The organism is uncultured Chitinophaga sp., assembly GCF_902168175.1.
GTDB lineage: Bacteria > Bacteroidota > Bacteroidia > Chitinophagales > Chitinophagaceae > Chitinophaga.
Map to the genome: position 1 here is coordinate 155,794 of NZ_CABHOU010000072.1, position 18,782 is coordinate 174,575.

The window sequence follows — 18,782 nt, forward strand, 5'->3', positions numbered from 1 at the left end:
CGTGAAAATCAGGCTTAAATTCGGCAAAAAATATTTTAACATTGTAAAACGAAACGGGTTCCAGTTTCGAACATTATAGGGGTGACATTGTTACTTCGATAGTTTTTTTAACCATCTTCCAAGAATTATGAAGCAAATTCTATTGTTTGGTGCCGGAAAATCAGCCACGTGCCTCATTGATTACCTGCTCCAAAACGCACCACGTCATAAGTGGCATGTAACAGTAGCAGACCATGACTTAATGTTGATCAAATCCAAAATTGGGAAATCTTACTACGCAACACCGGCAGCAATCGACATTCAAAACGAGGCAGCACGTCGCCAGCTGATCAGTGAAACTGACCTGGTCATCTCCCTGCTTCCGCCTGCTCTACACATCATCATCGCTAAGGACTGCCTGAAAGCAGGCAAAAACCTGGTAACCGCCTCCTACATCGATCCGGAAGTGCGGAAGCTGGAGAAAGAAATCGAGAAAGCAGGCCTGCTATTTATGTATGAAATGGGACTGGACCCGGGTATCGATCATATGTCGGCCATGAAACTCATTCATTCTATTGAGAAGAAAGGCGGGCAGATATATTCCTTCAAGTCTTACTGCGGCGGCCTTATTTCACCGGAAAGTAATGATAATCCCTGGCAGTATAAGATTTCCTGGAACTCGCGCAATATCGTGCTGGCCGGTAGTTCGGGTGCCGTGTACAGGGAAAAAGGGAAGATAAAAGAACTGCCATACGAAACGTTGTTCGACCAGTCCAAAACGGTGATCGTGCCGGGTGTGGGTAAACTGGCCTTCTATCCCAACCGCGATTCACTGAACTATGTAGAGGTGTACAATCTCGAAAATATACCCACGTTTATGCGTGCCACCCTGCGTTACCCCGACTTCCTGGAAGGTTGGAACGCGCTGGTGAAACTCGGGTTAACTAAGGAGGGGCAGTCGTTTAACACCGACAATATGACTTACTTCAAGTGGGCGGCACAGAACGTAACGCTGGACAAACACCTGAGTAACGAGGAAAACATAGCCCAGTTCCTGGGGGTGAGCAGTAAGTCTAAACTCATCCGCCAGCTCAAATTTTTAGGAATAATGAATGGGGAATTGATTAACTTAGGACAACAGAGCAATGCAAGCCTGCTTCAGAACATCCTGGAGGTGAAACTGAAAATGGAGCCGGATGATAAGGACATGATCGTGATGTTACATGAAATTGAGTTCGAGCGCAGGAATATGGCCACCCGTTTGCATAGTTACATGATCGCCCAGGGAGAAGATAATCTTCGTACCGCTATGGCGAAAACGGTTGGCCTGCCCATGGGGATTCTTGCTAAGTTGATATTGCAGGACAAAATCGAATTGAAAGGACTACATATACCAGTGTTACCGGAAATCTACAACCCGGTACTCCGCGAACTGGAAGACTACGATATCCGATTTGAGGAGAGTTTTGAGTAGAAAGATATTTTTCCTATGACAAACTCCGTCGTTTATAATTAACTGTGATTCAGGAAAAAGGCCGTCCACATGGACGGCCTTTTCTATTGTTCGTTCAATAACTTTATCAGTTCCTCCACCCCTTCTGTAGCCGGTTTCTCAATCGTATGAAGATTAGGCAGATGGCTCACCTCCGGAATGCGCTTATCGATCACGATCTTGGGCGTTTGATCGCCCACGAAATCTACGAGTCCGGCGGCCGGGTACACGTTCAGCGAAGTGCCTATCACCACGAACACATCGGCTGTGGCTACCACCTGTGCGGCTATTTCTATCATCGGCACGGCTTCTCCGAACCACACGATATGCGGGCGGTACTGGCCACCATCGGGTGCCAGGTCGCCAAGTTTAATATCGTCAGTGTAAGGAAAAACGGTTTCTTCGTCATGTATACTACGCATTTTACAGATCTCGCCATGCAGGTGTAATACTGAAGTAGATCCGGCACGCTCGTGCAGGTCGTCGATGTTCTGGGTAATAATGCGTACGTCGAACTTTTCCTCCAGTTTCGCCAAACCGAAATGGGCGGCATTCGGCTCGGCATTGCACACATCTTTGCGGCGCATATTGTAAAAGTCAAGCACCAGTTGCGGATTTTTGTTCCAGCCTATTGGCGACGCCACTTCGTAAATATCATATCCTTCCCACAGGCCATCGCTGTCGCGGAAGGTGCGAAGGCCGCTTTCTGCGCTAATACCAGCGCCTGTTAAAACAACGAGTACGGGTTTCATAGCTGTAATTTAAATGGAAAACATGAAACAAGCACACACAATATGCAAGAAGTCAGGATGCCTGCGGCTGGCTTACCGGTTGGTGCAGTCTTCTGCGTAAACATGCCGCAGCAGGAAGGGAAGACAACGGTCAATGATAAAACCAGTCGTACCGAAGCCTTGTCTAACGTAAACGACAAAACGCTGTTTCGTCCAACGGTCAATGCAATGACTAAACGGAAAAAGCTCCGGGCGACTGTTTATGCGTGTTGGAGAAGGTGGCAAAAAAATACCCGAAGCCATCAGGCTCCGGGTACATATTCATTGTGGAAGAAAGGGTTACTTCATCCCTCCCATTTCCAGTATCGTTTTAAATTCATCTTCCGTAACATTACACACCGACAGCCTGCCCTGCCTGATCAGCGACAGGTTTGCCAGTCGCTTTTCGATCTTCATTTGTGCCAGGGTAACCGGTGTTTTAAAAGCCTTTACAGGTTTCAGGTCTACCACTACCCAGTTAGCATCATCGGTGGTGGGGTCCTGGTAATGTTCTTTCGCTACTTTGGCAATGCCCACTACGGCCAGCCCTTCGTTGCTGTGATAAAACAATACTTCGTCGCCCTTTTTCATGCCCTTCAGGTTGTTGCGGGCCTGGTAGTTGCGTACGCCGTCCCAAAAGGTAACACCATCTTTTACAAACTGGTCCCAGGAATATTTAAAAGGTTCTGATTTAACAAGCCAGTAGTTCATATCAGTTTTAATTTCTTTTTTTAGATTTTACCATCCGCTGGCCAGCACATCTGCAATGTGCATAGTTTTAATCGAATGGCCGTGCTTACGGATATAACCGTCGAGGTGCATCAGGCACGAAAGGTCGGTGCTGATCAGGTAATCGGCGCCGGCGTCTATCGCGTTCAGCACTTTTTGTTCACCCATTCCAACCGAAATAGGTTCGAATTTAACGGAGAAGGTGCCGCCAAAACCGCAGCAGGTTTCGCAGTCAGTCATTTCCCTGAGTTCCAGTCCTTTTACGTTTTCGAGCAGTTTACGCGGGGCTTCTTTGATGCCGCATTCGCGCAGGGCACCGCAGGCGTCGTGGTAAGTGCCCACACCGTTAAGCGTAGCGCCCAGGTTGGTAACACCTAACTTTTCGGTCAGGAACTCGGTGAATTCGAATAGGTTCTTTTTCAGCAGTTTTACATCGTTGTGTGTGGCGGAGTTGTCGAACAATTTACTATAGTAATTGCGTACAAAACCGGTGCAGGAACCGCTGGGCGCCACAATGTAGTCGTATGTGCGAAAATCTTTTACAAATTTGGTAGCCACCGAACGGCATTCGTCGCGGTAACCTGCATTATAAGCAGGCTGGCCACAGCAGGTTTGCTCGGGGTTGTAGTTTACGTTACATCCCAGTTTCTCCAGCACCTTCACCATATTAAAGGCGGTTTCGGGGAAAAGCTGGTCCACGAAGCATGGTATGAATAGCTGTACGTTCATGGGTGATATGTTCAATTAACTTGTACCGGCTTTGGGGCCGGGTCGAGTTGGTTTACTGTCCTGGTGTAAAAAAAACTAACGTTTGGTCGCTAACTGTCGTTGGAAGCTGATCATTTTTAAGGCTGTAAGGGCGGCTTCATCGCCTTTGTGGCCGTGCGCTCCACCCAGTCTTTCCTGCGCCTGTTCTACATTATCTACGGTAAGTACACCGAAAATAACGGGCACGGGCAGTTCAAGGTTCAGTTGAAGTATGCCATCGGTTACTGCTTTGCAAACATAATCGAAATGGGGTGTTGCTCCGCGGATCACGCAACCGAAAGCGATAATGGCAGAAGGCTGTTCGCCGGTGCCTTTTGTGTTTTCCCAGAGTTGCCTGCAGGCAAATGGCAGCTCGAAAGCGCCAGGCACCAGGTATTTGGAAGTGTTCTTAATGTTGTACTGGGCCAGCGTGCGCTCGCAGCCTGCAACCAGTTCGTTCGTTACGAAATCGTTCCATTCCGTATAGATCATAACAACACTGGCACTCTCCAGTTGGAGAATGCCAGCATCATTCAGTACGCTTTGATTATGTATAGACATACCCGAAATTTCTTTTCACTAAAACCTAATCTCTTAATCCTTCACAACACCCAGGCGAGCCAGGTATTTGTCGATATCTCTTCCTTCCGGAGAGGTTGGGTATTTCTCCTTGATCGATTTATAGATCTGGATGGCTTCGTCGTTTTTGCTGTTTTTTTCAAGTGCTAAACCAGCGCGCATCAGGTACAGCGGAGAAGTAAGATCGTTCTCGTTGTAAGCGCCTGCTTTTTTGTAGAACTCAATCGCTTCGGCATCTTTACCCAGCTCCATGTAAGCGTCGGCGGTAATGCCATAAGCCATTGCCTGTACTACCAGGTCGTTGGCACTGAAATCTTTCAGTAAGTCGATACCTTTCTGGAAATCGCCCATTTTTACATAGGAAACGCCAGCCTGGTATTTTGCCAGGTTACCTGCTTTAGTGCCACCATATTTGTTGATCACTTCCAGGAAACCATAGTTGTTGCCGTCGCCGTTCAGCGCCAGTTTGAAAGAATCTACCGCAAAGTAATGCTGCGCTGTGAACGCTGCTTCCTGCGCTTTCTGTTCGTTGGGAGCTTTTACGAAACGGTTATAGGCGAAGAAACCGCCTACCACCACCACTACGGCAATCAGGCCATAATTGATGATGTTCTTGTTCTTTTGATAGAAGTCTTCAGCTTTGTGCATGGAATTTTCCAGGTCAAAGTCCTGAGATTTTTTAGGACTGTGGCCGGCACCTTGTTGTTGAATATCTGTTTTGTTCTCTACCATTGTGTAGATGTGTTATTATGTCCGTTAGGATTTGTTATAAATAAAAAGAAGGTTAACGACCTGATCCTCACAGATCAACCGTTAACCCCGCTTTTATGGTATTAATCAACAATAAAAGGATAATCTTCCTGTGTATACACGTCTTTCAGCAACTCATCATCAGAAGGCCAAGGTGATTCTTCCGCAAAAGTTACGGAGTCTTCCACTTCCGTTTTCACGCGTTCGTTGATCGCTTCGATTTCCTGGTCTGTCGCCCATTTGTTGTCGGTAATTACTTTCAACACCTGGTTGATAGGATCTTTCTCACGATACTCTTCTACTTCTTCCTTGGTACGGTATTTAGCAGGGTCACTCATAGAGTGGCCGCGGTAACGGTAAGTTTTGATTTCCAGCAGGGTTGGTCCGCCGCCTTCACGGGCACGTTTAACGGCCCTGTCAACACCTTCGTGAACGGCTTCGCAGCTCATACCGTCGATAGAATCGGCAGGCATTTCGTAAGCGTCGGCCAGTTTATAGATGTCCAGTACGTTAGAGGTACGTTCTACTGAAGTACCCATGGCGTACATGTTGTTTTCGCAAATAAAGATCACCGGGAGCTTCCAGGTCATAGCCATGTTGAAGGTCTCGTGCAGCATACCCTGACGGGCAGCGCCATCGCCGAAGAAACAAAGGGCAACGTTGTCGGTGCCTTTGTACTGCTCAGCAAAGGCCAGACCTGCACCTGTACCAATTTGAGCTCCTACGATACCGTGGCCGCCGAAGAAGTTGTGCTCCAGGGAGAAGAAGTGCATACTACCACCTTTACCTTTCGAACAACCTGTCGCTTTACCGTACAGTTCAGCCATACATGCCTTGGCAGATATACCCTTTGCGATCGCCAGCGCGTGGTCGCGGTAAGCAGTGATATATTTATCTTCCGGGCGTGTAGCTGTCATCGCACCTGCTGCAATGGCTTCCTGACCTATGTAAAGGTGACAGAAACCGCGTATCTTCTGCATTCCATATAATTGGCCTGCTTTTTCCTCGAACTTGCGCAGCAACAGCATCAGTTCGTACCAGTAGAGGTATGTTTCCTTGGTGAATTTCGTCTTCACGTCCTTAACCTTTTTAGTTTGCACTAGTTTCTAAATTTGTCCGCAAATATAACAGGAAAATCGTAAAAACGTAATACGAATTACTATTCATGTCAAATTATGCAAATTCGTCAAATTCAAGCACTTTTGCATATCGTTCATAATTGTAGTGCAGATTTTGCTCCTGGTTAAGAAAATATCACTCGTTCAGTTTAAGAATTACCCGCAACGCGTTTTCGGGTTCGAGAAGCGTATTGTGGGCATTACCGGGCGCAACGGTTCGGGAAAAACCAACCTGCTCGACGCCATTTACTACCTCTGCTTTACCAAAAGCTACTTTACCAGCACCGAAGCCCAAAACGTTCATTATAATACTTCCGGCTTTCGCCTGGAGGGTATTATGGAGCGGTCGGGAAAGGCGGATAAGGTGGTTTGCACGCTCAAGGAGGGCAAAAAAGACGTGGCCCTTAACGATGACAGCTACGACAAGTTCTCCCGCCATATCGGGCACTTTCCGGCTGTTATGATCGCGCCGGACGATGCCGAGATCATCCTGGGAGGCAGCGAGGAACGTCGCCGCTGGCTCGACGCGCTCCTGTCCCAGTTGTCTGCCGGCTATCTGGACCACCTGATCGCTTACCAGAAAATCCTGCTACAGCGTAACGGGTTGCTTAAAACGATTGCTGAAACCGGGCAGAACCAGGACGCGCTGCTGGAGATATTCGACGATCAGTTGGTAGCGCACGGTATCCCGGTGTTCGAAGCCCGCCGCAACTTCCTGGAGCCATTTATTCCCCGGGTGCAGGCTTTATACGATTACCTGGCGGGTAAACACGAGGTGGTGGACATTAAGTACCAAAGCCCCCTGCTGGAAATGGATTTTAGTAAACTGCTCATCACCAATCAGTTAAAAGATAAAACATTACAACGTACGTCGGCGGGCATCCACCGCGACGATCTGCAGTTCCTGCTCGACGATCACCCGATGAAGTCGAGCGCCTCTCAGGGGCAACGGAAAAGCTTCCTGTTCGCCCTTAAACTGGCGCAGTACGAGGTGATCAGCCTGCACAAACAGTTCCCTCCCCTGCTTTTACTGGACGATGTGTTTGAAAAACTCGACCAGGAAAGGGTGGCCCGGTTAATTAAATTGGTACGGAGCGATGATTACGGGCAGGTATTTATTACTGATACCCATGCTGACCGGCTGTTACAGGCGTTCGACGGGGATGGGGATATTATACAGCTTATCCACATGTAAATTTGCGTACCTTCGTATTATGCGATACGGTATTACAAGTATGGGCGACGCCCTCCAGGAATATCTCAACAAAAGCCGCCTTAAACCAAGGTTGCTGGAGATTAAAGTGCAGGAGAACTGGGAAATGCTGATGGGCAAAACCATCTCCCGTTACACCGAAAGCATCGCATTGATCGACGGCAAACTGATTATCACTACAGCCGTAGGTCCCCTCAAACAGGAACTTTCCTACTCTAAAGACAAGATCGTTAAACTGGTGAATGAAATGCTGGGCGAACCAGCCATTCGCGAGGTGATCATCAAATAAAAAGAGCCTGATGTGTAAACACCAGGCCTGTATAGATTATCATGATTGAAAAACAGTGCTAATCCATGTCTTTGAAGTACTTCGCCGCTTTAGCGAGGTCGTTCATGCTGATTTTCGTGTTCAGCGCCACCATCACCATCTCTGAGTCATCCTGCACTAACATCACTACCCTTCCCAGTTTCTTTTCCGTTCCACGGCTCATGATCTCAATCCGGCTACCGTCAGATTTTACTTCCATTAATGGTTCGAAACGTGCTTTCTGAAGATCAGATTTCAGTTTGCTTACCTCAGCATTTTCTATCTGCGCATCTTCGATGGTGTGAATTCTTATCTTTTTGATTTTTCGTAACAGGCGTTTGGCTTCGCGGCCTTCGCCATCAAACGAATTTTTAGTAATGAACATACCGGCGAGCCTCAACGGAACAAAACCCAGTCCGATAGTGAAGGTTTCGCCTTTGCCCCAATAAGATTTACGGAAGTCGCGGAGCGTTTTTTTCTGAGCGTTGGCGGAAGAAGAGAGTAATAATCCTGCAAAGAGGATGATGGCGAAAGATGATAATTGTTTAAGCATATAAGGTAGATTTGGTAAGCGCCGCAGCCCTCTGAAGAATGGCGGTAAAACAAAGGGCTGCGGCGCGTAGGGTTAAGGTTTCTTTTTGTTTCCCAGGTTACCGAGTTTATCGAATCCGGTAATTTTTACGTTATCAGAAATGCCTGAGAGGTCGGCCAGGCTGAAGTCGCCATTTACGGTGATGGCTACGAATTCGTCGCCTCCCACAAGCATTACCAGTTCGGCGATATTGCCCTTAGCGTTTTCGCGCACCATGAACTTCAGATCGGTATCCTCGTTTTTGATGCTCATCAGTTCCTGGAAATCTTTGGTAAGATAACTGGCGGCCTCGCGGTATAACTTCTTACTGGCGGCGGCATCAGCATCTTCTGCGGTAATGATGCGCAGGCCGGTTAACTTCTTGGCCACCTGCATTACCTTTTGCCCTTCCGGATCATTTACATCTACCTTAGAGAACATACTGAACATCTTGGGTGTGATATTGATGACAGTGAAGCCATCGGCATCGGCGTATTTTGCAAAAAACTTATCGAAGCTGCCTTGCGCCCACAGCGATGCTGAGGAGAGGGTAAATGCAAGCAGGAATATTATCTTTTTCATGTTATTGATTTTAGAAAGAGTGCTTTAATTGGTGATATAATTGGTTCTAGAACGGCCGTGTTAATTTGAACTTACTTTGTTTACCGCATCATTGAAGTACGATAGCTTTTCCATTTGTTTGGTACCCTTGTCCATGTTTTTGGCGATAATGGCGAGGGCTCTTTGTGTTTCCTCAAAAGCCTTTTCAGGATCGTCGAATGTGTCCTTACTCATCGCGATGGGCATATTTCTTTTTTCTTCGAACTGGTGGATAGAATACCCTACCCCGAAGGCCATTACTAATATGGCGGCTACTTTCATCCAGTCGTGCCAGAACGGCCTGATGATTTTGGCGGCAGGTTTAACGATCTCCTGTTGGGCGAAAATGTTTACGTCCAGTTCGGGGAAGTCCAGTTCTAAAGATGCAGCGGCATGAAAGTACTGGAACATAGGGGCGGCTTCGCGCAGGTCTTCAGGTAGCACCTCAGTGTGAGATGCAAAGAACTGGCGTAATTCCGCTTCTTCTTCTTCCGTTGTTTCGCAGGCCCAGTATTTAGCTACGAGGGCTCTAACTTTATTGTAATCCATACACATGCATATTTTGTAACTGTTCCCGCACCGTCTTCCGTGCCCGGTGCAAATTCACTTTTACTTCGCTCATCTCCACTTCCAGTATGTCTGCTATTTCCTGGTAAGTATAACCGTCCATATCGCGAAGCTGGATAATGGTGCGGTATTTTTCCGGCAGCGCCTGTATTACCTGATGAACTTTCTTCATCGTATCGCTCTGCTCCATCGTGGCGTGCGGGTTCCTGGTGGCCGAAGGCAGTTCGCGAACGTTATCCAGTTCGTCGGCCTGGCGGAATTTCTTGGATTTTAACCGGTCCAATGCCAGGTTTCGGGTGATGCGCATGCACCAGGCTTCGAGGTTCTGCAGATCATTCATCCTTTCTTTATGGTGCCACACTTTCAGTAACGCATCCTGGATGATGTCCTTCGCGTCTTCCTCATTGCCCAGCAGTCGGTAAGCAAAGCGGAGCAGCTTTGGCTTTACTGGCATTACCTGAGAAATAAATAGATCGTGTGACATAGTATTAGGAAGACGACTGCTTAAATCGTTTGTTACAAAAAGTAGTAAGTTTTTTTGAAGATTTTTTTATTTTGATTGATAATGAAGGAGATAAGGAGGAGACGGGAGATGGTTTTTTAACGGGGGGATGGCAATTTGGTATACTTTCTCTTTTCTAACACCGCCCTCATTCACTAACTATTCAGCCTGCTCAACGTTTCCCTCGAAACGCCAAGATATGCCGCCATCACTGCCTTGGGCACACGCTGTGCGAGCAACGGGTATTGGTTGATCAACTGCTCGTACCGCGCCTGTGCATTACTGTTCAACAGCGTCAGCACCCGCTGTTGCAATGCCACAAAGCCGGACGTAACTTTTACCATAAAAAAATGCTCCATTTTATGTGAACTCGCGCAAAGCTTCTGTTTGTTTTCGTGTGACAGTCCCAGCAACTGCACCGGCTCTATACAATCTATGTTCAACGTAGCTTTGCCGCGTTTGAAATAAGCCTGGTAGTCGGTGATCCACCAGTTTTCCATAGCAAACTGCACGATGTGTTCCTTCCCTTCCTCGTTCGTGAAAACGGACTTAAGCAAACCGTTTACGACAAAGTATTCATGGTGTACGTCCTGGCCTTCCTGGACTAAAAACTGGTGTTTTTTAAGTTGATAGGAGGAAAAATAGGCAAAGATCTGTTCGAACTCTTCATCTGTTAAACTGACTATTTCTTCTATGTGTTGCCGTAACTGTTGCTGCATGATTATTGATGGATGTGATGTGGCTCACACAAAAATAGTGATTTAGCTCCTTACAAGACAGCTGGTCCGCGCCGTAGCTTTGTGAAAAGTTAGGAACGATATGAAATCTTTATTTTCAGTTTTATTGGTGCTGCTGGCCCTGGGGGCTTACAGCCAAACAAAAAAATCAACAATCATGGCACCCAAAAAAGTATTATTCGTAGTTACCTCTTATGGCGAAATTAAGTCTACCGGTCATAAAACAGGTATATGGGCGGAGGAACTGGCTACCCCGTATTATTACCTTACCAGTAAAGGTTATGAGGTGGTACTTGCTTCTCCGGAAGGCGGCAAATCCCCTATCGACCCAAAAAGTGAGAAAGGCGACTTCGCCACTGCCGATGTGAAACGTTTTGCTGACGATGTCACTGCTCAGCAGCTATTGGCAAACACCGTAAAAATCACAGATGTAAAGGCGGCTGACTATGTGGCCATCTTTTATCCCGGCGGCCATGGCCCTATGTGGGATTTGCCACAGAACGAAACTTCCATCGGTCTTATTAATGCATTTTACGATGCCGGTAAGCCGGTAGCACTCGTATGCCACGCTCCTGCTGCTTTGCAGAACGTGAAAGGGAAGAATGGCGAACCGTTGATCAAAGGCAAAAAGATATCCGGCTTTACCAATAGTGAAGAAATAGCTGGTCAAAGTACGGCGGAAGTGCCTTTTATGCTGGAGGATATGTTGAAAGAGAAGGGCGCGGAATATGTGCGCGGTAACGACTGGGCGCCGTTCGCAGTAGCGGATGGACACCTGATTACCGGGCAGAACCCGGCTTCGGCTAAGGTGGTGGTTGAGAAGATCGTGGCGGCTTTGGAGGCTAAATAATCCGGGTTATATAAAATACATAAAGGGGCTATCGTATTACGGTAGCCCCTTTGTATCTACATACGTTGCCCGCCTATCGCCATCCCTCCGTCTACCAGGATGCTTTCGCCCGTAACGAACGATGCTTCGGGGCTGCCCAGCCACACCGCCAGTTCCGCTACCTCTTCAGGTTTGGCAAAACGGCCCACCGGTGCATGTTTGCGGAATACTTCGAGTGCCTGCTCCAGCCCTTCTTCAGGGAAGAAACGTTCGAACATAGGGGTGTATATATAGCCGGGTTGTACGTTGTTAATACGAATGTTGTCTGCCGCTATTTCCAGTGCCAGTGCGCGTACCATGCCGTCCACACCTGCTTTGCTGGCGGAGTAGATAGCGGAACCGGCCGCTGCTCCCCTGGCCAGCCATGATGAGGTGTTAACGATCGCTCCGCCTGTACCCTGTTTCCTGAACTGTGCAATTTCATGTTGGCAGCATAACCACACCCCTTTCAGGTTAATGTCGATCACGCTGTCGAAGTCATCTTCCGTGGCGTTTGTAATGGGGCCGAACTTTCCTTCGATGCCTGCATTGTTAAAGGCAATGTCCAGCTGACCGAAGTGTTTCACGGTTTCGGAGATGAGTTTGACCACCTCTTCATTTTTAGATACGTCTGCTTGTACGAACACTACGTCCGCACTTACTTCCTTTAACTGCTGTACCGCTTTCTGTCCCTCGCTTTCGCGGCGACCGGCAATTACAACTTTGGCCCCGCGCTGCAGGAACAACCTGGCTGCTGCTAAACCTATACCGGTGGCGCCCCCGGTTACCAATGCTACTTTTCCTTTAAACTGGCTCATATTGTTATTGTTTGTGAGTCAAAGGTAGGTGCACCTGTAACAAGAGGAATTATGCGAATCAAACAGCAAGTTATGAAATGGAAAGAACGGAGTTCCGGAACTGTTTCGGTGTTTGCCCGGTTTGTTTTTTAAAGAAGATGTTGAAGTTGGATGGATGCTCGAAGCCCAGGCAGTAACCGATTTCGGCAACGTCGGCACTGCTGTGGCGCAAGAGTGCTTTCGCCTCGCGGACCATTTCTCCTGCAATCCATTCTGAGGTGGTTTTGCCCGTTGTTTCTTTCAACGCACGATTCAAATGGTTGGTGTGAATAGAGAGTTGTTCGGCAAATTCATTGGCGTTTTTCAGCTTAATTACCTGGTTAGGCGGATTGATGGGGAATTGCCGTTCGAGCAGTTCGATAAACAGGTCGCTGATGCGTTTTGATGCATTACCGGTTTGTACGTAATTGTCTGCAGGCTGCATTTTCATGGCCTCGTGCATCACGATTTGCACATAGCTTTTCAGTAGGTCGTACTTATGCGCATAGCCCCCGCTCACCTCGCAAAGCATGTTGCCAAATATGTTAGCCAGGAAGGCGGTTTGTTGTTCGTCCGGGAAAAATATATGGTTGCCGCCGATTTTAAACAAAGGTGATTGCGACAGACCGCCACTACGCAGGTGCGCGTCTATAAAATCTTCGGTAAACAGGCAGAAGTAACCGGCCTGCGGCACTTCGGGCCGCGACTCCCATGAGTAAGGGACCATGGGGTTCAGGAAAGATAAGGCGGGCGCAGGAGCGGTGATCTGTTTATCTGCATAAGCGATCGTGCCTTCTCCTTTCGTCATTAGTGAAATCTTATAAAAATCACGACGGGTGGCTGGCAGAAATACATTGCGGCAGCCAAACTCCTCGATGCTGTACACATTAAACTGCCCCATGGGTTGTTGTTGCCCATGAAAGTCGAAGAATTCGGCCACTGTTTCTTTTGATTTCATAGTATGAAGTTATGAAATTCAAATAGATTTCCGTACAATAAAACGCCTGCCTGAGCATCTTGTTCAGGGTAAAAAGTTAAAGAAGTGTGAAGGAATGGGGACTAGAAGATTGCACACCGGGCGGCCGTGCGTATTCAATGCAGATAGCAAGTAATTATTGACTAATATATCGTGGGGGGACTTACTTCTCAAACACCAACACCTCCGCCTTCGCTCCCAACTTCTCCAGCACCCCATTCACCTCCGCAATCATCGGGTCGGGGCCGCATACATAGAAGTACTGATCAAAGTCGGAAACATGCTGCTTCAGGAAGGTTTCATCGATACGCGCATAACCGTAGCCGGGTTTCTCTTCCCGGGTGAGGATGAAATGGGCGTCCTGACCTAAGATGTCGCGGAGCTCATCCTCGTAAATAATATCTTCTGCTTTTTTATTGGAAAAGAACAACGCACTGCCGGCGATGATGCCGTCCTTTTTCAACTGCCTTAAGATGGCGAGGAACGGGGTTATGCCTGCTCCACCGGCGATGAAGTAACCGGGGCCTTTATATTCGATAGCACCCCATACGTCATGGATGATCAGCTCATCTCCTTCTTTTAACTGGTGTAGCTGGTGCGTTACACCGTTATGGGCGTGGTAACCTTTAATGGTAAACTCAAGGAACGGGTCGTCGTTAAGACTGGTAAAGGTGAAAGGGCGCCTTTCGTTTTCCCAGCCGGGTAAATTGATGGCGATCTCTGTGGCCTGACCGGGTGAAAACCTGTAGCCTTCGGGCTTATCAAAACGGAAGCGTTTTACGTCGTGGGTAACGGGCGTAACAGATTGGAGTTTAACGATGTGTTGTTCCATATTTTAAGCCATTTTGATGCGGGGATCTACGATACTATACAATATATCTGCCAGCAGGTTGATGATCACGAAAATGCCTGCCGTAAACAGTACTGCGCCCATTACCACGGGGAAGTCGAACTTCTCCAGCGCATCTACAGTAACCTTACCGATGCCTTTCCATCCGAAGATGTACTCTACGAAGAAAGCGCCTGCCAGCAGTTCGGCGAACCAGCCGGTGATGGCGGTTATTACCGGGTTGAGGGCGTTACGTAATGCGTGTTTGTACAGGATCACATTGGTGCGCAGGCCTTTGGCCCGGGCAGTGCGGATGTAGTCCTGGCTTAATACATCGAGCATGGCGCTACGGGTCAGTTGCACGATGATGGCCAGTGGCCTGATACCTAATGTGACAGCGGGTAATATGAGGTTGCGGAGGTTAAGCACCCTGCCCGCAAAGGGATCGATGTCGTACAGGCTGCCAGTCATATGCAGGCCGGTATATTCGGTAAATACGAAACCGAAAACATAAGCCAGTACAATACCGGTGAAGAATGACGGGGCGGAAATGCCGATTACACTGGCGAATACCGCGCTGGTATCCATCCAGGTGTTTTGTTTTACGGCCGATATGATGCCGAGTACGATACCGATAACGGTGGCGAAGGCCATAGCGGCGAGGGCCAGTACGAGGGTGCCGGGTAAGGCTTCGGTCAGTATCTCCCAAACATCTTTTTTGCCCTGATAAGAACGGCGCAGGTACGGGGTTTTTAATACGAACATCCGATCGCCGCCAAGCGGCAGCAGTTGTACGTAGTTCATATTTGCGTCGGCCTCCGGCTTGTTGTGTACGGCCAGTGGCGACAGGTCATTTACATACATCAGGAACTGCACCGGGAGCGGCTTGTCTAAATGCAGCTCCCGGCGCACGTTTTCCAGCGAGGCCACGTCTGCACGCTGACCAAGGGTCAGGCGGGCCGGGTCGCCGGGCAATACATTGAAAAGGAAGAATACTACCATCACCACACCCAACAACACCAGTATCCCATACCATAATTTCCTGAGTATGAAACGAGCCATATTACGTTTAAGGAATATCGTTATAATGCCATTTGCCAGTGATGGTGCCTTTTTCCAGTTTGATTAAACAAACATTAGCGCGGCCGGCGGTTTTAATCGCGGTGCCGTCCATCTGTACAAACGGGAAGTTAATACCACGGGCTTTCTTAAAGGCTTCTACCTGCTCTTTGTTGGAGGAAGTAACGCCGTAAATATAAATGCCCTGCTGTTTCTCCAGCGCCTGCATTTTCGCTTCCCAGCCTGATCCTGCTTCGTCTGTACTCTTTACCAAAAACAGGTAAATGGTAGATGGCTCGCTCAGGATGCCGGAGGTAAGATCTGCACCGTCGAAATCTTTCAGGGAGAAGTCTTTGATAGCGGGTTCGGCGTTGCCTTTGGAGATCAGTTTATCGGTACGGTCTACATACTTCCAGGTAGTGTCCTGCCATGGATAGTTTTCTTCGTTGAACTCTTCCTGCTTGCCGTCTTTCTCGTAAATCAGCACGGTTTTGTATACGTCTGGTTTAGCGCCGGGCGGCAGTTTCATTTTTTCGGGGATGTTGTTGCCCACTTTGTAAGGCAGGCAATCCACGATAGGCAGGTGGTTCAGCGTGTACCACTGTATGCAGACAGAGAACACCACGGCCAGCGCCATTACAATGTGCGCAGCTTTACCGGCAAACAGTGGTTGTATGCGGTTGCGGTAAATGAATATTACAACGATCATCACCAGTAATATCACATCCTTCCAGAAGCTCTCGTTGGCTTCCAGTTTAATACAGTCGCCGAAACAGCCGCATTCTTTAATAAGGCCGCTGAAGTTCGCAAAGGCAGTCAGGAAGGTGAAGAAGATGATCAGTATCAATAATAAAAGAGAGAAGATGCGCATGCGGTAACCGAGCAATACGGCTACACCGGCAACGATCTCAAAGGCGTTCATCGCGATGGAAAGGCCGAGCGAAAAGGGTACCATCCAGTACATATGCAGTACCTCAAAAAATTCATCCATCTTGTAACTGAGTCCCAGCGGGTCGTTAGCCTTAATAAGGCCCGAAAAGATGAATAGTACGCCTACAATGATTCTGAACAGGTTTAGGATAAGCTTCATGGTTGGATATATGTGTTTTAGATAACGTTAAGATTTGCTGTTTGCCTCGTCTATCTTGATAAGGGCGAAGATGGCGTAGTTGACGATGTCTACGAAGTTGGCGTCCATACCTTCGGAGATGATCGTTTTACCGTCGTTGCGCAGTATTTGTTTAATGCGCAGCAGTTTGGTAAGTATCAGGTCTACGAACGATTCCTGGCTCATATCTCTCCAGGCCTCTCCGTAGTCGTGGTTCTTATCTTCCATCACCCCTCTTATAAAGTTGATCTTGTTGTCGTACAGTACCGCCACTTCGTCCGCAGGAATGTCCGTGTACGGGTCGTTGGGCAACTCCATCTGCAGCAGGGCAATTACGCCATAATTCACAATAGCGGCAAATTCACCGTCTATACGGTCTTCCACCTTTTGTTTGCCGCCCAGTTCCTGGATGGTGCGGATGCGCTGGGCTTTAATGAAGATCTGGTCCACGATGGAAATGGGGCGTAATACACGCCAGGAAGTGCCATAGTCGCGGGCCTTTTTTACGAAAGTATCTTTACAGGCAGTTATCACCTGTGTATATTGGGCTGCTGTGTTACGGATCGTCGTCGTCAATGCTTTCTTTAGTTTAATTAAGTATTCGTGCCGTTAATATGGCTGAATTTATTGTGAATCAATTATTTTTGATGCAGTTTAAACAGCCTTTCAGGGGAACGAGTTTCAAAAATACGTCATTAGATGACAAATATTGACTGTTCTCTGTATTATTGTGATAAGCGTACAAAGAAAACCTTATATGGAACAGGTGGAAAGTAAATACACCATCAACTGCCGTGGTAAACTGCTGGATTTGTCTTCCCCGGTGGTCATGGGCATTATTAATATCAACGAAGACTCTTTTTACGCGGGCAGCCGTAGTCACGAGCTGCACGAGGTAACGGCCCGGGCAGCACAGATGCTCGCCGATGGGGCCACTATTCTCGACCTGGGCGGACAAAGCACTCGTCCGGGGCAGCCACAGGTAAGCGCGGAAGAAGAGGCAAACCGGGTGATCCCTGCTATCCATGCCATCGTGCATCATTATCCTGAAGCTATTATTTCGATAGATACGTATTACGCTTCCGTGGCGGATAAGGCCGTAAAGGCCGGTGCGGCTATTGTAAACGACATCAGTGCGGGCAATCTCGATAAAAAGATGATCGCTACCGTAGCTAAGCTTGGTGTTCCTTATGTGGCCATGCACATGAAGGGCAAACCCGAAACCATGCAAAAGCAGGCGCGTTACCAGGATGTGGTGCAGGAAGTGCTGGATTACCTGATCCGGAAACTGGAAACGCTTCGCCAGGCGGGGATTAAAGATGTAATCGCAGATCCTGGTTTTGGCTTTGCGAAGAACATGGAACATAACTACCAGTTACTGAACGGCCTGCATGCGTTAAAGGTGCTGGACGTGCCTATACTGGCGGGCGTAAGCCGTAAAGGCATGATTTATAAACTACTGGAAACCTCTGCGGAAGACGCACTGAACGGCACTACGGTAGTGAATACCCTGGCCCTGCAACAGGGTGCGCTTATACTGCGGGTGCATGATGTGAAGGCGGCTATGGAAGTTATCAGGATCATGCAATATGCGGGTAAACATCATACACGTGAATAAAAACTTATTACATTTACAATATGGATGTGATTAATTTCTATGGTTATGCGTTTCGATGGTTGAATATTCTGGATCTTCTGATTGTAATTTTTCTTATCGTACAACTCTACCGGCTGCTGAAAGGGAGCCTCGCCTTTAATATATTCCTGGGACTGTTGGTGATATACGCGTCTTACTTCCTTGTCCGCTCGCTTAAAATGCCCATTTTAACGATCGTGCTGCAAAACTTTATCAATGTAGGGCTCATCGCTATCATCATCATCTTTCAGCCCGAGATCCGCAAGTTCCTGCTGGTGTTAGGCAAAAAGACGCCACTGAGCAAGGATAGTTTTCTTACCAAACTGTTCCTGCCCGACAAGTTCAAGAGTTACAAGGAAGAAGAACACATCATCAACGAAATTATTACTGCGGTTGGGCATATGGCTGCCAGCCAAACTGGTGCGCTGATCGTGCTGGCCACCACTTACCGCGTGAAGTTCGATACAGCGTCGAGCATTTCAATTGATGCGAACGTGAGCGCTAAACTGATTGAAAGCATTTTTGAGAAGAACACCCCGTTGCACGATGGGGCCCTGATTATCGTAGGCAACCGTATCCTGGCCGCCAAGGTAATACTGCCCATGTCAGAAAACCCGAACCTGCCTACCCGCATAGGTATGCGCCACCGCTCTGCCGTTGGTATCACCGAGCATAGCGATAACCTGGCCATTTGTGTATCGGAGGAAAGGGGTACTATCTCTTTTGCTGATGATGGCATACTCAGCCAAAACGTTTCGCTGGAAGAACTGAAGGTGAAATTATACGAAACCCTGGTGGAAGGCCTGTAA

The 18,782-nt window shown here is 48.0% G+C and carries 23 protein-coding genes; 6 read left to right on the forward strand and 17 right to left on the reverse strand.

Annotation, left to right across the window (positions count from 1 at the left end):
- Nucleotides 1–127 precede the first annotated feature (127 nt).
- On the forward strand, nucleotides 128–1,453 hold the full coding sequence (locus QZT80_RS15650) for a saccharopine dehydrogenase C-terminal domain-containing protein (RefSeq protein ID WP_295123848.1): 1,326 nt from the start codon (nucleotides 128–130) through the stop codon (nucleotides 1,451–1,453).
- A gap of 83 nt (nucleotides 1,454–1,536) precedes the next feature.
- On the opposite strand, the gene QZT80_RS15655 is transcribed toward QZT80_RS15650, so the two are convergent.
- From QZT80_RS15655 to pdhA, 6 genes are all read right to left on the reverse strand, one after another.
- Nucleotides 1,537–2,223, reverse strand: coding sequence for an NAD-dependent deacylase (locus tag QZT80_RS15655; protein WP_295123850.1), 687 nt, complete (start codon nucleotides 2,221–2,223; stop codon nucleotides 1,537–1,539).
- 318 nt (nucleotides 2,224–2,541) lie between these two features.
- Entirely contained in the window at nucleotides 2,542–2,952 is a 411-nt protein-coding gene (locus QZT80_RS15660) for an EVE domain-containing protein (RefSeq protein WP_295123852.1), read from the reverse strand.
- Nucleotides 2,953–2,979: 27 nt separating this feature from the next.
- Entirely contained in the window at nucleotides 2,980–3,699 is a 720-nt protein-coding gene (locus tag QZT80_RS15665) for a (Fe-S)-binding protein (RefSeq protein ID WP_295123854.1), read from the reverse strand.
- Nucleotides 3,700–3,774: 75 nt separating this feature from the next.
- Nucleotides 3,775–4,278: a 6,7-dimethyl-8-ribityllumazine synthase gene (gene ribH / locus QZT80_RS15670; RefSeq protein WP_295123857.1), complete on the reverse strand. Its 504-nt coding sequence runs from the start codon at nucleotides 4,276–4,278 to the stop codon at nucleotides 3,775–3,777.
- 33 nt (nucleotides 4,279–4,311) lie between these two features.
- The gene (locus QZT80_RS15675; RefSeq protein ID WP_295123860.1) at nucleotides 4,312–5,028 is read right to left on the reverse strand and encodes a tetratricopeptide repeat protein; all 717 of its coding nucleotides are present in this window, start codon (nucleotides 5,026–5,028) and stop codon (nucleotides 4,312–4,314) included.
- Between the two features lie 101 nt (nucleotides 5,029–5,129).
- A complete protein-coding gene (gene pdhA / locus QZT80_RS15680) occupies nucleotides 5,130–6,122 on the reverse strand; it encodes a pyruvate dehydrogenase (acetyl-transferring) E1 component subunit alpha (RefSeq protein WP_295123863.1) in 993 nt (330 codons plus the stop codon).
- A gap of 148 nt (nucleotides 6,123–6,270) precedes the next feature.
- On the opposite strand from pdhA, the gene QZT80_RS15685 reads away from it, so the two are divergent.
- Nucleotides 6,271–7,359, forward strand: coding sequence for a DNA replication/repair protein RecF (locus QZT80_RS15685; protein ID WP_295123866.1), 1,089 nt, complete (start codon nucleotides 6,271–6,273; stop codon nucleotides 7,357–7,359).
- Nucleotides 7,360–7,378: 19 nt separating this feature from the next.
- A complete protein-coding gene (locus tag QZT80_RS15690; RefSeq protein WP_295123868.1) occupies nucleotides 7,379–7,666 on the forward strand; it encodes a DUF721 domain-containing protein in 288 nt (95 codons plus the stop codon).
- 58 nt (nucleotides 7,667–7,724) lie between these two features.
- Here the strand turns inward: QZT80_RS15690 and QZT80_RS15695 are convergent, their stop codons facing one another.
- The 5 genes from QZT80_RS15695 to QZT80_RS15715 all read right to left on the reverse strand — a co-directional run bounded on the left by QZT80_RS15695 (nucleotide 7,725) and on the right by QZT80_RS15715 (nucleotide 10,643).
- The gene (locus tag QZT80_RS15695) at nucleotides 7,725–8,237 is read right to left on the reverse strand and encodes a DUF4252 domain-containing protein (RefSeq protein ID WP_295123870.1); all 513 of its coding nucleotides are present in this window, start codon (nucleotides 8,235–8,237) and stop codon (nucleotides 7,725–7,727) included.
- A 72-nt stretch (nucleotides 8,238–8,309) separates the two neighbouring features.
- Nucleotides 8,310–8,837 carry a DUF4252 domain-containing protein gene (locus QZT80_RS15700; RefSeq protein WP_295123872.1) on the reverse strand — a complete coding sequence of 176 codons (528 nt, stop codon included), beginning with the start codon at nucleotides 8,835–8,837 and terminating at the stop codon, nucleotides 8,310–8,312.
- Nucleotides 8,838–8,897: 60 nt separating this feature from the next.
- On the reverse strand, nucleotides 8,898–9,404 hold the full coding sequence (locus QZT80_RS15705) for a hypothetical protein (RefSeq protein WP_295123875.1): 507 nt from the start codon (nucleotides 9,402–9,404) through the stop codon (nucleotides 8,898–8,900).
- Nucleotides 9,391–9,876, reverse strand: a complete 486-nt coding sequence (locus tag QZT80_RS15710) for a sigma-70 family RNA polymerase sigma factor (RefSeq protein ID WP_295123878.1) — start codon at nucleotides 9,874–9,876, stop codon at nucleotides 9,391–9,393. Before QZT80_RS15710 ends, QZT80_RS15705 begins: the two co-directional genes overlap by 14 nt.
- A 203-nt stretch (nucleotides 9,877–10,079) precedes the next feature.
- The gene (locus QZT80_RS15715) at nucleotides 10,080–10,643 is read right to left on the reverse strand and encodes a Crp/Fnr family transcriptional regulator (protein WP_295123881.1); all 564 of its coding nucleotides are present in this window, start codon (nucleotides 10,641–10,643) and stop codon (nucleotides 10,080–10,082) included.
- Nucleotides 10,644–10,818: 175 nt separating this feature from the next.
- Between QZT80_RS15715 and QZT80_RS15720 the strand changes: the two genes are divergently transcribed.
- Nucleotides 10,819–11,511, forward strand: coding sequence for a type 1 glutamine amidotransferase domain-containing protein (locus QZT80_RS15720; protein WP_295123884.1), 693 nt, complete (start codon nucleotides 10,819–10,821; stop codon nucleotides 11,509–11,511).
- A 56-nt stretch (nucleotides 11,512–11,567) separates the two neighbouring features.
- Here the strand turns inward: QZT80_RS15720 and QZT80_RS15725 are convergent, their stop codons facing one another.
- The 6 genes from QZT80_RS15725 to QZT80_RS15750 all read right to left on the reverse strand — a co-directional run bounded on the left by QZT80_RS15725 (nucleotide 11,568) and on the right by QZT80_RS15750 (nucleotide 16,913).
- Nucleotides 11,568–12,347, reverse strand: a complete 780-nt coding sequence (locus QZT80_RS15725) for an SDR family NAD(P)-dependent oxidoreductase (RefSeq protein ID WP_295123887.1) — start codon at nucleotides 12,345–12,347, stop codon at nucleotides 11,568–11,570.
- A gap of 70 nt (nucleotides 12,348–12,417) precedes the next feature.
- Nucleotides 12,418–13,323: an AraC family transcriptional regulator gene (locus QZT80_RS15730; RefSeq protein WP_295123890.1), complete on the reverse strand. Its 906-nt coding sequence runs from the start codon at nucleotides 13,321–13,323 to the stop codon at nucleotides 12,418–12,420.
- A 181-nt stretch (nucleotides 13,324–13,504) separates the two neighbouring features.
- Nucleotides 13,505–14,173 carry an FAD-binding oxidoreductase gene (locus QZT80_RS15735; RefSeq protein WP_295123893.1) on the reverse strand — a complete coding sequence of 223 codons (669 nt, stop codon included), beginning with the start codon at nucleotides 14,171–14,173 and terminating at the stop codon, nucleotides 13,505–13,507.
- A 3-nt stretch (nucleotides 14,174–14,176) separates the two neighbouring features.
- The gene (locus QZT80_RS15740) at nucleotides 14,177–15,232 is read right to left on the reverse strand and encodes an ABC transporter permease (protein ID WP_295123896.1); all 1,056 of its coding nucleotides are present in this window, start codon (nucleotides 15,230–15,232) and stop codon (nucleotides 14,177–14,179) included.
- Nucleotides 15,233–15,239: 7 nt separating this feature from the next.
- The gene (locus QZT80_RS15745) at nucleotides 15,240–16,319 is read right to left on the reverse strand and encodes a BT_3928 family protein (protein WP_295123899.1); all 1,080 of its coding nucleotides are present in this window, start codon (nucleotides 16,317–16,319) and stop codon (nucleotides 15,240–15,242) included.
- Between the two features lie 27 nt (nucleotides 16,320–16,346).
- Nucleotides 16,347–16,913, reverse strand: a complete 567-nt coding sequence (locus QZT80_RS15750) for a DUF1599 domain-containing protein (protein ID WP_295123902.1) — start codon at nucleotides 16,911–16,913, stop codon at nucleotides 16,347–16,349.
- Between the two features lie 181 nt (nucleotides 16,914–17,094).
- On the opposite strand from QZT80_RS15750, the gene folP reads away from it, so the two are divergent.
- Together folP and cdaA are read left to right on the forward strand one after the other, a co-directional pair.
- Nucleotides 17,095–17,955 (forward strand): dihydropteroate synthase, encoded by an 861-nt coding sequence (folP, locus tag QZT80_RS15755; RefSeq protein WP_295123905.1) that lies wholly within the window; start codon nucleotides 17,095–17,097, stop codon nucleotides 17,953–17,955.
- Nucleotides 17,956–17,975: 20 nt separating this feature from the next.
- Complete coding sequence (cdaA, locus tag QZT80_RS15760; RefSeq protein ID WP_295123908.1) at nucleotides 17,976–18,782, forward strand: diadenylate cyclase CdaA; 807 nt, start codon at nucleotides 17,976–17,978, stop codon at nucleotides 18,780–18,782.

Excerpts from the sequence above, each read along its gene's own strand:
- QZT80_RS15650 (WP_295123848.1), top strand. The coding sequence starts at position 128 with ATGAAGCAAATTCTATTGTTTGGTGCCGGAAAATCAGCCACGTGCCTC.
- QZT80_RS15655 (WP_295123850.1), bottom strand. The coding sequence starts at position 2,223 with ATGAAACCCGTACTCGTTGTTTTAACAGGCGCTGGTATTAGCGCAGAA.
- QZT80_RS15660 (WP_295123852.1), bottom strand. The coding sequence starts at position 2,952 with ATGAACTACTGGCTTGTTAAATCAGAACCTTTTAAATATTCCTGGGAC.
- QZT80_RS15665 (WP_295123854.1), bottom strand. The coding sequence starts at position 3,699 with ATGAACGTACAGCTATTCATACCATGCTTCGTGGACCAGCTTTTCCCC.
- ribH (WP_295123857.1), bottom strand. The coding sequence starts at position 4,278 with ATGTCTATACATAATCAAAGCGTACTGAATGATGCTGGCATTCTCCAA.
- QZT80_RS15675 (WP_295123860.1), bottom strand. The coding sequence starts at position 5,028 with ATGGTAGAGAACAAAACAGATATTCAACAACAAGGTGCCGGCCACAGT.
- QZT80_RS15690 (WP_295123868.1), top strand. The coding sequence starts at position 7,379 with ATGCGATACGGTATTACAAGTATGGGCGACGCCCTCCAGGAATATCTC.
- QZT80_RS15695 (WP_295123870.1), bottom strand. The coding sequence starts at position 8,237 with ATGCTTAAACAATTATCATCTTTCGCCATCATCCTCTTTGCAGGATTA.
- QZT80_RS15700 (WP_295123872.1), bottom strand. The coding sequence starts at position 8,837 with ATGAAAAAGATAATATTCCTGCTTGCATTTACCCTCTCCTCAGCATCG.
- QZT80_RS15705 (WP_295123875.1), bottom strand. The coding sequence starts at position 9,404 with ATGGATTACAATAAAGTTAGAGCCCTCGTAGCTAAATACTGGGCCTGC.
- QZT80_RS15710 (WP_295123878.1), bottom strand. The coding sequence starts at position 9,876 with ATGCCAGTAAAGCCAAAGCTGCTCCGCTTTGCTTACCGACTGCTGGGC.
- QZT80_RS15715 (WP_295123881.1), bottom strand. The coding sequence starts at position 10,643 with ATGCAGCAACAGTTACGGCAACACATAGAAGAAATAGTCAGTTTAACA.
- QZT80_RS15720 (WP_295123884.1), top strand. The coding sequence starts at position 10,819 with ATGGCACCCAAAAAAGTATTATTCGTAGTTACCTCTTATGGCGAAATT.
- QZT80_RS15725 (WP_295123887.1), bottom strand. The coding sequence starts at position 12,347 with ATGAGCCAGTTTAAAGGAAAAGTAGCATTGGTAACCGGGGGCGCCACC.
- QZT80_RS15730 (WP_295123890.1), bottom strand. The coding sequence starts at position 13,323 with ATGAAATCAAAAGAAACAGTGGCCGAATTCTTCGACTTTCATGGGCAA.
- QZT80_RS15735 (WP_295123893.1), bottom strand. The coding sequence starts at position 14,173 with ATGGAACAACACATCGTTAAACTCCAATCTGTTACGCCCGTTACCCAC.
- QZT80_RS15740 (WP_295123896.1), bottom strand. The coding sequence starts at position 15,232 with ATGGCTCGTTTCATACTCAGGAAATTATGGTATGGGATACTGGTGTTG.
- QZT80_RS15745 (WP_295123899.1), bottom strand. The coding sequence starts at position 16,319 with ATGAAGCTTATCCTAAACCTGTTCAGAATCATTGTAGGCGTACTATTC.
- folP (WP_295123905.1), top strand. The coding sequence starts at position 17,095 with ATGGAACAGGTGGAAAGTAAATACACCATCAACTGCCGTGGTAAACTG.
- cdaA (WP_295123908.1), top strand. The coding sequence starts at position 17,976 with ATGGATGTGATTAATTTCTATGGTTATGCGTTTCGATGGTTGAATATT.